We start from the raw sequence: 13,957 nt of genomic DNA on the forward strand, positions 1-13,957 counted from the left end.
CGTGATCGACCCGGACCTGCAGCACGTCATCAGGGCGGAAAAATTCCGATCCAAGAGCCGCAACACGCCCTTTCAGAACCGGGAAGCCAGGGGCAGGGCGGTGATGACCATTGTGGGGGGCAGGGTGGTTTACGAGGCTGGGAAGCTATGATGTTTGGAAGCTGGGAAGCTTGAAGGCTGTGAAGCTATGATGCTTGGAGGCTGGGAAGCTTGGAGGCTAGAATGCAGCCATTCTAATAAATTGTACCAATTTTATTAGTGAATGCGACTTCAGTCTTCGCTCTTCCTTCTTCGCTCTGCAAGCTACGCCGTGACAAGTCGTCGCTATCAACAGAAGGGAATTGTTAACTTTGAATGGTTGCCTATAAGGATCTCAGCCTCCGGGCCTCCCAGCCTCCCAGCCTCCAGGCATCCCAGCATCCAAGCCTCCGGGCCTCCCAGCCTCCCAGCCTCCGGGCCTCCCAGCCTCCCCGCCTCCCAGCCTCCGGGCCTGCCGGTATAATCGCCGGGCAACTTTTGTTTCACCTTTTACCTTTCGGACAATTTATGATATAGAACAAACGCCGGGAACACACCGACGCATTGTTTTACACACCTTCATCCAGAGACCACCGCCATGACAGACACAAAAAGCCATATTCTCGTTGTCGACGACGAACTCAGCATGCGCGAGCTATTTGAAATCATGCTGGAAAAAGAGGGATACCGGGTTTCCTGCGTCGAAAACGGCACCAAGGCCGTCGCTTTTCTCAAACAGGAGAAAGTCGACCTGCTTCTCTGCGATATCCGCCTGGGGGACATCGACGGCATTCAGGTGTTGAAAACCGCCAAGGAACAGAACCCCCATGCGGTGGTGATCATGATCTCCGCATTTTCTTCGGCGGAGAATGCCGTCGAAGCCATGAATGCGGGCGCCTATGATTATGTTCCCAAGCCTTTTGACAATGTGGAAATGATTCAAACCATCCAAAACGCACTGGATTTCAAGACATCCCAACAGGAAAAGAGAAGTCAAGACGGTGAGGTGTCGCCGAACACACGGCATTTCGGCAAAATCGTAGGCAACAGCCCCCGGATGATGTACATCTACGACATGATCCGCCAGGTGGCCAAGACCAGGACCAACGTCCTCATCACCGGGGAGAGCGGTACGGGCAAGGAACTGATTGCCCGGGCCATCCACGCGCAGAGCGACCGCCGGGACAAGCCTTTTATGACCATCAACTGCGGCGGCATTCCCGAAACGCTCATGGAGAGCGAATTTTTCGGGCACAGGAAGGGATCCTTTACCGGGGCCAACCAGGACAAAAAGGGCCTTTTCGAAACCGCCCACCAGGGCACGGTGTTTCTCGACGAAATCGGGGAGATCAGCCAGCAGATGCAGGTCAAACTGCTGCGCGCCGTCCAGGAAAAAGCCTTCAAGTCCGTCGGCGGCACCAGGGACATCTCCGTGGACATCCGCATCATTACCGCCACCAACCGGAATCTCACCCAGGAAGTGATCGAGGGGCGTTTTCGGGAGGATCTGTTCTACCGCCTCAACGTCATCGAAATCAAGGTCCCGCCGCTGCGCGAGCGCAAGCAGGACATCAAGCTGCTGGCCCAGCATTTTCTGGACAAGTATTCCGAAGAGATGGGCAAGCAGGTGACCAAGATTTCCTCCTACGCCGTCGAGCTGCTCAAGAAATATGATTTCCCGGGCAATATCCGCGAGTTGGAAAACCTGCTGGAGCGCAGCGTGGCCCTTACCAATACCAATATCCTGCTGCCCGACAGCCTGGCCCTGTCCGTCAACAAAAGGCGGTGGATCGAAGGCGTGAAAGGCAAACGTTTCGACCTGGACGAGGTGGCCCATGGCGTCGCCCTGGACAGCATTCTGGCGGAAATCGAGCGTGCTTACCTGGAAAAGGCCCTGGAGTTGACCAACGGCAACAAGAATAAAGCGGCCGATCTTCTGGGCATTACCTTCCGGTCCCTACGCTACCGCCTGGACAAACTCACCATGACGGAATGATACGCTTTGCTGTTAATCTGTTTCCTAAGTTGAGCGTTTCAAATTTTAAGAATAAAAAGGAATATAATCCTCTGAAAATAAATGTATTCTACTCGTTATTAACATTTGAAACGCGCATCTTAGGTGTTTGTATCCTTATGATTTTTATAACGCCCTTTCAATACGGTTTGGCAAATGTGATCGGAAGGGTTGCCAATCGCTGTCAATAGGGTATAGCCGTTAAGATACCGGCGTGGTATGTTGCCAAACCGTATGTGGGGTGACAATTTTTGTCACCCCTTGCCGTAAATTGTTTGCCGCTCCCTGAAAATTCTCATTTCCATCCGTGATTTCCCCGCCTAAAATGGGAGCTGTATAAAAAAAATAATTTAATATCAGATGGGTATAATCGCTTGACTGAAATAGTAGTTATGTGGTATGGAAGTTGCAATGTTATCGGGCAAACTAACGATTCTTTCCAAAGGAGGTGGTGGCGGAAACATATTTCAACCAGGAGATAACCCTGGTTTCAATTTATTATTACCTTATTGACGTATCGACTGCACGCTACCATCTGTGCAGGGACAAAAAAGCCGGTAATCATAATACCAATAGCGTTAGCGGTTGAAACAAAAACCAAAGAAGGAGGTTTAAAATGCTTCAAAAATTGAGAGGGAACACCGAGGGTTTCACACTGATCGAACTGATGATCGTCATCGCCATCATCGGTATTCTGGCGGCCATCGCCATCCCCAACTTCATCGCTTATCGTAACAAATCGTTCTGTGCCGCCGCGGAAACCGATGCGAATTCAGTCGCAGCCGCCATCGCGGATTATTTTTCCATATCGACGCATACAAGCACACCCGCCAGGGGTGATTTAAACGGTGGAAATGACATCCAGCTGACAGGATCGAATACGACAACGATCACAGGCAACGATCCCAGTGTCAATATCACCATCACGGTTACCGACGGATCCAGCAGATGCCCGACGTCATATCAGGCACCGATCAACTCCGCCTCACAGCCGCAGGGCTACTGGAGCAATACGACTCCTGGTGTTTACACCAAACTCATAACGGCATACTAAACACCCACAGGTGTTAAAAGAAAAAACGAAAAGGGGGAACAATCCCCCTTTTCTTTTTTGGACCGAGATAGCGATCGCTTACCCTGCAGCTTGCGGCAGGGTAAGCGATCGAATCATAATTGGTAGCATTCCTTACGGTGAAGATTCCTCTTAAGCTTGCTGCGGGGAGTGTTCAATTTGGAATAATGTTAAATTTATTAATAACCAATCCGTGACTGTAGACGCAACATCCTCATCGACGAAGGCCGGGACTGTTTTTTTATTGCTGGCACTGTTGATCGTGTCGGCATACAGCAACACCTTCAAGGCCTCGTGGCAGTTCGACGACAAACCCAACATCCTCAACAATGAACGCCTGCACATCGAGGACCTGTCCCCCGATACGCTCTGGAAAACCTTTTTTGCCATGCCGGGAAGAGACAAATGGTACCGGCCGCTGGCAAATCTGTCATTTGCGCTCAACTGGTATGTCGGTCAAGACAACCCTTTCGGATATCACGTGGTCAACATCTCCATCCATGTCCTGACCGCCTTTCTTTTATTCCTCGCCACTACCCTGATTCTTAACACACCGAGATTAAAAAACAATTACACCCCTAAGGAAGTTGGCCGCATTGCCCTGATGAGTTCGCTTTTGTGGGCTCTCAACCCGATCCAAACCCAGGCGGTAACCTATATCGTGCAGCGCATGGCGTCGTTGGCCGGCATGATGGTCATTCTCAGCATCTATTGCTATCTGAAAGCGCGGTTGAGCCTGGACAGGAGACGGCGCGGGATGTTTTTTGCCGGCTGTCTTTTCAGTTTTATTCTGGCGATGATGGCCAAGGAAAATGCCGCGATGCTTCCTTTCAGCCTGCTGCTGGTGGAAATTGTTTTTTTTCGACAAGACAACGCATTAGAAAATTTTAAAAAAAAAATTCCTTTGCTGCTGGCAAGTCTCATAATTCTGTTGATTCCGGTTGTCTTGCTGGCCATGCAGTCCAGGATTCAATTTTTTACTGCCGGCTATGAAACCAGGCCCTTTTCGCTTGCAGAACGGCTTTTAACCGAGCCGCGGATACTGTGGTTCTACCTTTCGCAAATCCTGTACCCTTTGCCCAGCCGGCTGTCACTGACCCACGATGTCGTTCTCTCCACGTCAATCCTGTCCCCCTGGACCACGCTTGCCGCCATCGCGGCCCTGGCCGCGTCGATGGCACTGGCGATTGTCTCGATGCGAAGAAGGCCCCTGCTGGCCTTTGCCCTGCTGTTCTTTTTTTTGAACCATGTGGTGGAGTCATCCTTCATCGCGCTGGAATTGATTTTCGAGCACCGCAACTACATTCCTTCCTTCTTTCTTTTTTTACCCATTGCCGCCGGTGTTCAGGTACTGTTAAACAGGTATCATCAAAAGAATCGGCTGGTTTCCTTTTTACTGGTTGGAATGGTGGGGGTGGTTATTGTCGGTATGGGCTGCTTTACCTATTTGCGCAACCAGGTTTGGCGCACGGAAGCATCGCTGTGGCGGGATGCCATGCAAAAGGCGCCCATGGATGCACGGCCGGTGTGCAATCTGGCCATTCAGATGGGGTGGGATGAGCATCCGACACCCTTGAAATACGACGCGGCCCTGGCTCTGTTTAAAAAGGCTCTGGCTTTGAACACGGCCCGTGATTTTTTAAAGCAGGAGATCGTTGCCAATATCGGCGGCATTTATTTTGAAAAAGGGGAATTCCGGGAAGCGGTGCCCTATTTCAATCGGGCATTACAAATGAACCCGCTTTTTTTAAAGGCACGTTACAATTTGATCGACACACTGATCATGCTCGGGCAGTGGGATGAGGCATCCCGCCAGGCCGATATCCTGCTCAACAATCCCAAAGGGTTCTTCAAACCGGAATATTTCAACAGAAAGGGATTCATTCTCTTGTGGCAGAAGCATCCCGAGGCCTCGCTGCCCTTTTTTAAGAAAGCCATCGATATGGGGCCGGAAAACCCGGATGCCGTAAGGTTAAATCTCGGCGTTGCCTACAGCCTCAGCGGGATGCATCAAAAGGCCGAGGTTATGTTCAAGGAAGCCTTTAAAACGTCATCGAACGATATCAGACTGCATTTCGCTTTGATCGAAAACAGCGTTCGGGCAAAAAGACCTGCGGATACGACCGCATACCTGGATCGATTGTTTTCAACATTCAGCCTGCAGACGGTTTTAGCCGGGCTTGACAGGTTTTCTGAAAATTTCCGTACGGCCCCCATGACGACAGAATTGATCATCCCTGCCTTGAGGCGAAAACTGTTACAAACGGCGGACGATTTCGACACGCGCGAGCATCATCAGGATATTCAATAAGGCGGCAGATCGATGAACGCACACAAAAAAATCCAACCCCTGCCATATCCTCTATATTTCTGGACGGTTGCAATCCTGGCACTGGCTTCTTTGGCAAACGCCGTCTATCTGGCTGTCTCACACTACCGGGTATACACCGACATGGGGTACCGGAGCTTTTGTGCGGTTTCCCGGTCGATCAACTGTGACACGGTCTCCCAGAGTCCGTTTTCCATTTTACTCGGTGTGCCTGTCCCCGTGTGGGGTGTTTTTGCCTATCTATTTTTTACCGTGCTGCTTCTTGCGGCAAGACCGTCCACCACCGAAAAAAGCCGGATTTGGCCGACCCTGTTTGTCGTTTCCGGCGGCTTTTCGATCTACAGCGTCATCCTGGCCTTTATTTCCACCGTGTATATTCACAGCTATTGCATTATGTGCATCGCCAGTTATGCCGGCAATTTTGCCCTGCTCTATTTTACCTGGATGACCTATCGCCGTTTCGGGCGCACGACCATGTGGGTGGGGCTGAAATCGGATCTGAAATTTTATACGCGTACATGGCAAAAACGTATCGTTTTTGTAGTGATAACCGTCATATTTTCCATCATGCTCGTGGCGTTCTTTCCTGCCTATTGGAAGATGTCGGCCCCTGTACTCGACCAGAAGTTGCCCACCGGGACGACCGCCGATGGCCATCCCTGGATAGGGGCTGTGGATCCGCAGTTGACGATCGTCGAATTCACCGATTACCAGTGTTTCCAGTGCCGGAAAATGCATTTCTATTTACGAGAATTTATAGCCGCCCACCCCGGTAAAATTCGTTTGGTTCACCGGCACTTTCCCATGGATCACGTCTACAATCCGCTGGTAAAGGACCCTGCTTATCATGGGGGCTCCGGCAAAATGGCCCTTTTCGCCCTTTATGCCGCCCGTGAAGACGCATTCTGGAAGATAAACGACATGTTATTCAACATGGATACGAAGACGGGGCATTTCAACCTCAGGCCCATGGCCGCAGCCGGCGGTTTCGCCCTGCATGACTTTGCCAACGCCGTGAATGACAGGCGGCTGCAGTACCAACTCATACTCGATATCCGTGAAGGTATGAAGCTGGGGGTGACGGGCACGCCGGCCTATCTGATTGACGGTGAGGTGTATGTGGGCAACGTGCCGCCCGGGATTCTCGAAACGGCTATACAATAGTAAAGGTACATTTTTGCCGTTTGTTCATTTTAATAGGGTCCGAGGGAGGGGGTCATAGCTGAGATGTTGATATGTAACCATTCAAAGATGGTTTTCAGGCGGGGATGGATGCAAACGTACGCGTCCTCCCGGAAGCGCCTGGATTTATCCATGACGAAGCGAGTAGCGGGATGACCTGCTGAGCCCCGAAGTGAAAGTATCGCCATGAGATCGGAAGCCACACAAAATCGAAGCACCAACCTTCTGGTTGTCATTGTCATCGTTCTGCTGACGACGGCGGTCTATTCCCAGGTGCGGAGTCATGGATTTATCGGTTATGACGACGACATATATGTGACCGACAACATGCACGTAAAAAACGGGCTCACCCCGGGGGGCTTCCAATGGGCATTTTCCACGAGCACAGCGGGCAACTGGCACCCTTTGACCTGGCTGTCCCATCAACTGGATGTGCAGCTGTTCGGCATGCAGCCGGGCGCCCATCACCTGGTCAACCTGCTTTTGCACATCATCAACGCCGTGCTGCTGTACTTTCTGTGGCTTCGCATGACAGGCGCCCGATGGAAAAGCTTTTTCGTCGCTGCCTTGTTTGCCGTTCACCCGCTGCATGTGGAATCCGTGGCCTGGATCGCCGAACGCAAGGATGTGCTGAGCGGATTTTTCTGGATGGCAACCCTGTGGAGCTATGTGTGGTACACGGAGCGCCGTGGTGGTTCCGCGTATCTCCTTGTGCATCTATGCCTCGGCATGGGCCTGATGGCCAAACCCATGCTGGTGACACTGCCCTTTGTCCTTTTGCTGCTGGATTACTGGCCTTTGAAACGCCTTGAAGGCGGGGGCACCGGCGCAGATTCGCGGATACCCGCCGGAAGGCCGCTGTTCACGCTCGTGCGGGAAAAAACGGGGCTTTTTGTCCTGGTGCTGGCCGTTTGCCTGGTGACTGTTTACGCCCAAAGCATTGGAGGGAATGTCGGTTTTCTGCAGACATACCCATTGGTCACCAGACTGGCAAATGCATTGGTGGTTTATGTGGCCTACATCCTCAAATTTTTGTGGCCGGTCAACCTGGCCGTGCTTTACCCCCATCCGGGCATGCCCCCCTTGTGGAAAATCGGCGGTGCCGCCCTGATGCTCGCTGCCATGACGACGGCGGCAGTTCAATCCAGGCGAAAACGCCCGTGGATGCTTGTGGGATGGCTGTGGTTTCTGGGCACCCTCGTACCCGTCATCGGATTGGTGCAGGTGGGGGTTCAATCCATGGCCGATCGCTACACCTACATTCCCATGGTGGGGTTGCTGGTGATGGCTGCCTGGGGCGTTCCCGACCTGTTCCCGGCGCACCGATGGCGAGATCACCTGCTTTTCCCGGCTGCCCTTGCAGCCGTCGTGGCGCTGAGCGTGGCCGCCTGGCACCAGATCGGCTACTGGTCGAACAGCATTACACTGTTCCGGCACGCTGTCGAGGTTACCGAAGACAATTACATCATGCACAACAACCTCGGTTTCGAACTGAAGCAGGCGGGTCGCACTGACGAGGCAAGGGCCCACTATTTAAAGGCGATCGCAATCAATCCCAAATTTGCCGAGGCGCATCTCAATCTGGGCGTTCTGCTGGCAGAAGAGGGGCGGCATGCCGCGGCTGACGCAAGGTACCGGGAAGCCCTGCGCATCGACCCCGGTTACGTCCAGGCCCATCTGAATCTGGGAAACAGCCGGCTGAGACAGGGATACGCCGGTGACGCCCTCAAACAGTACGCCGATGCGTTGAAGCTGGACCCCGAATCCGCCGACGCCTACAATGGATTGGGGGCTGCCATGGTGAAAACCGGTAAGTACGCGCAGGCCGCCTTGTGTTTTCAAAAGGCCCTCAACCTTGATCCGGGCCATGCCGGCGCCAGAAACAACCTGAAAAAAATTCAGGCCCTGCTGAAAGAGCAGTAGGACAGGTACAACAGGAAAGGGTATGTACAAAGATAAAAAGGTCATTGTGGTCATGCCGGCCTACAATGCCGGGCAGACGCTGGTAAAAACGTACACCGAGGTGATGGAACAGGAAATCGTCGACCGCGTCGTTATCGTGGACGACGGCAGCCGTGACGATACCGTGCGTATTGCGGAAGGCCTGCCCAATGCATCGGTACACCGGCATCAAAAAAACAGGGGCTACGGCGGCAATCAGAAGTCTTGTTACCGGCTGGCGTTGGATGCAGGAGGCGACATCATTATCATGGTTCACCCGGACTATCAATACACGCCCAAGCTGATACCGGCCATGGCGTCCATGATCGAAAGCGGCTTGTACCACTGTGTCCTGGGGTCGAGGATTTTAGGCGGCTATGCGTTGAAAGGCGGGATGCCCTTTTGGAAATACATTGCCAACCGCTTTCTCACGCTGGCGGAAAATATGCTGACAGGGGCTAAACTGTCCGAATACCACACCGGATATCGCGCATTTTCCAGGAAGTTGCTGGAAGATCTTCCCCTGGATAAAAACTCCGACGATTTCGTCTTCGACAACCAGATGCTGGCCCAGGTCATCTGGTTCGGTTATACGGTGGCCGAGGTGAGCTGCCCCACGAAATATTTCACGGCGGCATCTTCCATCAATTTCGCGCGCAGTGTGCGCTATGGATTCGGATGCCTCCACACCGCGGTCGTTTTTCGACTTTCGAAAAGCGGTCTGGCGTCATCGCCCTTGTTTCCGGAGCGGGACGCCGGTAGCCGCCATGCAAATGGAATCGGGGCGATTGATGAATAGCCGCCTGTCTTTAAATAATTCCGGTAACATCTTTTCCGTTGCGGTGCTTTTGGTGCTCATTGTGGCTGCCTATTCGAATACGCTCGATGCCGCATGGCACTTCGACGACCTTCCCAACATTCTGGACAATGAAAACGTACACGTTTCCACGCTCTCCTTGAAGGCGTTGTCATCGAGTATTCACTCCCCATTTGCTTATCCGGGCAATGAAAAGCCGAAGCTCTATCGACCCGTCGCCATGCTGACGTTCGCCATCAACTGGTATTTGGGACGCGACGGCGTTTTGGGGTATCACCTGGTCAACATCGGCATTCACTGCGCAACGGCTGTGATGCTTTATTTTACTATTCTCGGGATGCTGGGCGCACGCAATGTACGGGGGAACTTCCAGGGAAGCGAGCGCACCATCGCCTTTCTGGCAACCGCGTTCTGGGCGTTGCATCCCATTCAGACCCAGGCCGTTACCTACATTGTTCAGCGCATGGCCAGTTTGGCGACCTTTTTTTACGTCGTGAGCATCTATTTTTATGTGAGGGGGCGCAGCGCATCATCGCCGGGAAAAAGGGTGTCCAGCTACCTTCTGTGCCTGCTGGGTTTTGTTCTGGCTCTGGGCACCAAACAGAACACCGTCACGCTGCCGGCCGCGCTGCTGCTGGTCGAGCTCGTTTTTTATTCAGACCTGCGCTTTCTTCGGAAGGCAAAAGGAAGATGGATTGCTTCTTCCCTGGCTGTCGTTTTGGTCTTGTTTGTTCTCCTCGGGCTTTACCTCTGGTCGGACGAACCGCTTTCAAGAATCGTACGCGGCTACGATATCCGCCCCTTTAATCTGAGCGAGCGCGTGTTGACCGAGTTTCGCGTACTGGTTCTTTACCTCAAACAGATCGTTTACCCCATACCGCAACAGTTTTCCATCATCCATGATGTCGGCCTCTCGACATCCCTTCTGTTGCCTTGGACAACCCTGGCTTCCATCGTGTTGATCGCCGGCCTGATTATCGGGGCGATTGCGACTTTAAGTAAATACAGGCTGTTATCGTTCGGCATCCTGTTTTATTTCCTCGGCCACAGCGTCGAGTCGACCGTTTTTCCGCTGGAGCTGGTTTTCGAACACCGGAATTACCTGCCGACACTCTTTCTATTTCTGCCGCTTGCGTCGGGGCTCGTCGCTTTAATGGCCGGATACCGACGGCAGAACCGGTTGATCCACGGTTTGCTGGCCGTTTTTGTCGCCGCACTGATTTTCGGTATCGGCTTTGCCACCTATGTACGCAACGCGGCTTGGGCCACGGAGAAAACGATCTGGCAGGACGCCATGCAGAAGGCGCCGGCTTTGGCCAGACCCCACCAGGGGTTGGCCTTGGCCCTGGAGAATGAAAACAGGCTGGATCCGGCGCTTGAGCTCTATGAAAAGGCCCTTACCCTCGAGGATCCGTCGCCGAAGCTTTCACGATTCATCTCGTTGAGCAACATGGGTAATATATACAAGAAGAAGGGGGAGTATGTCAGGGCGGCCTCCTATCTGACGGCCGCCCTCGACTATGACACCGGCCCTTATATGCGCAGAATCCGCTATAATCTGGTTCTTTGCCTTCTGAACAGCAACGGTGAAAAAGCGGCGCTGAATCAAATCGATGTTCTCCTCGGTCAGTACAGCCGCAATGTCAAGTACATGTCCACCAAGGGGTTTATTCTTTTTTTGCAGGGAAGATTCAACCAGGCCGAGGCATATTTGAAAAGCGCCCTCGAACGCAACCCGGGCGACAACCTCGCCCTGGTGAACCTCGCCATGGTGTTGAGCGCAACCGGCAGGCAGGAGAGGGCCGATCAATACCTGCAACGCGCCGGGAAAAGGGATCCGAAAAACATCGTCATCTACCTCGGGCTGCTGCAGAATGCCGTAAAAATGCAGGACAGGGTTAAAACCGATCGCTACCTGCATCAACTGACCGCGGTGTTCACGATCGATCAGATCGAACGTTTTTTCAACGCATATGAAAAGGGATACCGCTACATCGATGGTCGCCTGGTGCCACTCAGCGGCCGAACCATTTTTCCCCGTCTGGCTGCGTACTTGAAAGAACAGGCGAACAGAATCGACGGGGCGTCCGCCGTTCGGATGTGAGCAAATGCAAAAAAAACTCACTGGCGTGCTTGTCTCCATTATGGCCGTGTTGATCGGCTGTATCGTCCTCCTTGCCGCTGTTCCGCCTGTGAGCCGGGATGCGTTGATCCACCATCTTGCCGTACCGAAGCTGTGGATACGGCATGGCGGGATATATGAAATACCGGATATGGTCTTTTCCTATTATCCCATGGCACTGGACGTGTTGTATGCGATTCCCCTTTATTTCGGCAACGATATCGTGCCAAAATACATTCATTTCGCCTTTGCCCTGGCAACGGCATGGCTGATATGGAACTACCTCAAAAGCCGACTGAATTCATCCTATGCGGTTCTGGGCGCCCTGTTTTTTCTCTCCACGCCTGTAATCGTCAAACTTTCCATAACGGCCTACGTGGACCTTGGTTTGGTTTTTTTTTCGACGGCAGGACTCTTGTGCATTTTAAAATGGAACGAAGGGCGCACCGGTTACCGCTATCTCATTGCAGGCGGCCTGTGTTGCGGCCTGGCCCTGAGCACGAAGTATAACGGGCTGATCGTTTTTCTGATGCTTTTCCTGTTGGTTGCCTATTGCTCCTCAAGGGGCGCCGCCGCGGGAAAACACGGCCAATTGAAGGTTGTCCAACACCTCCTGATTTTTTCGGCGGTTGCCACGGCTCTATTCGCGCCCTGGGGTATAAAAAACACGGTGTGGACCGGAAATCCCCTGTTCCCCCTTTTCGACAGCTGGTTCAACGGCGCCACACCGGGCCATGCCTCCTCGATTCCGCCGATGGTTTTGCGCAAAGTCCTTTATGGGGAATCGTGGTGGGAGATTGTGCTTGTGCCTCTGCGCATCTTTTTCCAAGGGGTTGACGACTCACCGAGGTATTTCGATGGAAAACTGAATCCGGCGCTGATCATTTTTCCCCTGTTTTCGATTTTGACCCTCAAGCCCGGTAAAGAACGGGCCGAAAAAAAGATCATGGCGCTTTTTGCGGTAATGTTTATCCTTCTGGTCTTTTTTCAGACCACAATGCGCATTCGATATGTCGCCCCGGTGATACCCATACTGGTAATTCTCTCCATGTTTGGGCTGAACAACATTTCAGGTCTGTTGGGGGAACGGTTCTCGAGAAATAACGTGCGCATCGCCGGCGTGATCGTGCTCGTGTCTGTATCGCTTATGTTCAGTACCAATATACGGTATGTAATCGATCAATTCAAAGTCGTCACCCCCGTTGCATACGTGAGCGGCAGAATCTCGCGAGACACTTACATCGAGAGATTCAGACCCGAATATGCCGCAATCAAATATTCGAATGATCACTTGAAGGGAGATATCAACATTCTATCCCTGTTCATCGGCGGTCGTGGATACTACATCGACAACGAAACGCACTTCGATATCGAGCCGTTGAAGTCGGCGGTCATGCAATCCGGAACGCAAGGGGAAATAGGGCTGAATCTGAGGCGACTTGGCTTTACCCATGTGCTATTAAGACGTGATATGTTTAACAATTGGTGCCATAATAATTTGAGTAAAGAGCAAATAGGGCTGGTTGCAGATTTCTTTAAAGAAAAGGGCAGGCTGTTGTTTAGCAAGGATGGACACGATCTCTATCGCTTGTAAATCGACATTAACGAAATGGCAGGAAAGGAACCATGTATAAAGACAAATCTATCTGCGTCGTCGTACCCGCTTACAACGAGGGAACTCAAATTGGTAACGTGATCGACACCATGCCGGATTTTGTCGATCACATTGTTGTGGTGGATGACCTCAGCCGGGATGACACCGTTCAGGAGGTCGAGCGTTACCAGGAACGGTTGGAAAAATTAGCGCTGATCAAACACGAGGTCAACCAGGGAGTGGGAGGGGCCATCGCCAGCGGATACATATACGCCCGGGACAAGGGGTTCGAGGTAACCGTCGTCATGGCGGGGGACGGGCAGATGAACCCCGACGATCTGCCGGCGGTCCTCGAACCGGTTGTGTCGGGAAAAGCGGACTATTCGAAGGGGAATCGGCTGTTTACCGGCGAAGCCTACCAAAAGATTCCCCGTGTTCGATATTTCGGGAACGCGTTCCTGTCGCTTTTTACCAAAATAGCTTCCGGATACTGGCACATTGCCGACTCCCAGTCGGGTTACACGGCCATCAACTTGAGAGCGCTGAAAGCGATCGACTGGGACGCTATGTACAAGCGCTACGGGCAACCGAACGATTTGCTCGTGAGGTTGAATGTGGCTGAAATGCGGGTTGTCGACATACCGGTGGACCCGGTTTACAACATCGGGGAAAAATCGGGAATTAAAATAAAAAAAGTTATTTTTACAATTAGTTGGCAACTTGTAAAAATGTTTTTGTGGCGGATGAAGGAAAAATATATCATCCGGGATTTTCACCCGTTGATATTTTTCTATTTTCTGGGCGGCGTGTTCGGGGCGGCGGCGGTCTTGTTGTTTGCCAGAGCACTGTATTTCTGGGTGGTGATGGG

Annotated in this window: 8 protein-coding genes and 1 pseudogene; all 9 read left to right on the forward strand. The window is 52.4% G+C overall.

All coding sequences use genetic code 11. The features are described 5' to 3' along the window. Window positions 1-616: 616 nt before the first annotated feature. Window positions 617-2,014 (forward strand): sigma-54 dependent transcriptional regulator, encoded by a 1,398-nt coding sequence (locus LJE94_12470; protein ID MCG6910925.1) that lies wholly within the window; start codon window positions 617-619, stop codon window positions 2,012-2,014. Between the two features lie 634 nt (window positions 2,015-2,648). Next, a pseudogene (locus tag LJE94_12475) lies at window positions 2,649-2,774 on the forward strand (prepilin-type N-terminal cleavage/methylation domain-containing protein). A 574-nt stretch (window positions 2,775-3,348) separates the two neighbouring features. After that, window positions 3,349-5,415 carry a tetratricopeptide repeat protein gene (locus LJE94_12480; GenBank protein ID MCG6910926.1) on the forward strand — a complete coding sequence of 689 codons (2,067 nt, stop codon included), beginning with the start codon at window positions 3,349-3,351 and terminating at the stop codon, window positions 5,413-5,415. Window positions 5,416-5,427: 12 nt separating this feature from the next. After that, window positions 5,428-6,597 carry a thioredoxin domain-containing protein gene (locus LJE94_12485; GenBank protein MCG6910927.1) on the forward strand — a complete coding sequence of 390 codons (1,170 nt, stop codon included), beginning with the start codon at window positions 5,428-5,430 and terminating at the stop codon, window positions 6,595-6,597. Between the two features lie 204 nt (window positions 6,598-6,801). Beyond that, a complete protein-coding gene (locus tag LJE94_12490; protein MCG6910928.1) occupies window positions 6,802-8,538 on the forward strand; it encodes a tetratricopeptide repeat protein in 1,737 nt (578 codons plus the stop codon). Window positions 8,539-8,560: 22 nt separating this feature from the next. Beyond that, window positions 8,561-9,355 (forward strand): glycosyltransferase family 2 protein, encoded by a 795-nt coding sequence (locus LJE94_12495; protein MCG6910929.1) that lies wholly within the window; start codon window positions 8,561-8,563, stop codon window positions 9,353-9,355. 61 nt (window positions 9,356-9,416) lie between these two features. Continuing rightward, on the forward strand, window positions 9,417-11,477 hold the full coding sequence (locus tag LJE94_12500; GenBank protein MCG6910930.1) for a tetratricopeptide repeat protein: 2,061 nt from the start codon (window positions 9,417-9,419) through the stop codon (window positions 11,475-11,477). Between the two features lie 4 nt (window positions 11,478-11,481). Next, window positions 11,482-13,089 carry a phospholipid carrier-dependent glycosyltransferase gene (locus tag LJE94_12505; GenBank protein ID MCG6910931.1) on the forward strand — a complete coding sequence of 536 codons (1,608 nt, stop codon included), beginning with the start codon at window positions 11,482-11,484 and terminating at the stop codon, window positions 13,087-13,089. 32 nt (window positions 13,090-13,121) lie between these two features. Further along, window positions 13,122-13,957, forward strand: an 836-nt coding sequence (locus LJE94_12510) for a glycosyltransferase family 2 protein (GenBank protein MCG6910932.1), incomplete at its 3' end; no start/stop codon positions are given.

It is taken from the genome of Deltaproteobacteria bacterium, assembly GCA_022340465.1.
Classification (GTDB): Bacteria; Desulfobacterota; Desulfobacteria; order Desulfobacterales; family B30-G6; genus JAJDNW01.

What these genes read in the sequence shown, in the direction of transcription:
- LJE94_12485 (MCG6910927.1), top strand. Translation starts at nt 5,428, where the DNA reads ATGAACGCACACAAAAAAATCCAACCCCTGCCATATCCTCTATATTTC.
- LJE94_12490 (MCG6910928.1), top strand. Translation starts at nt 6,802, where the DNA reads ATGAGATCGGAAGCCACACAAAATCGAAGCACCAACCTTCTGGTTGTC.
- LJE94_12470 (MCG6910925.1), top strand. Translation starts at nt 617, where the DNA reads ATGACAGACACAAAAAGCCATATTCTCGTTGTCGACGACGAACTCAGC.
- LJE94_12505 (MCG6910931.1), top strand. Translation starts at nt 11,482, where the DNA reads ATGCAAAAAAAACTCACTGGCGTGCTTGTCTCCATTATGGCCGTGTTG.
- LJE94_12495 (MCG6910929.1), top strand. Translation starts at nt 8,561, where the DNA reads ATGTACAAAGATAAAAAGGTCATTGTGGTCATGCCGGCCTACAATGCC.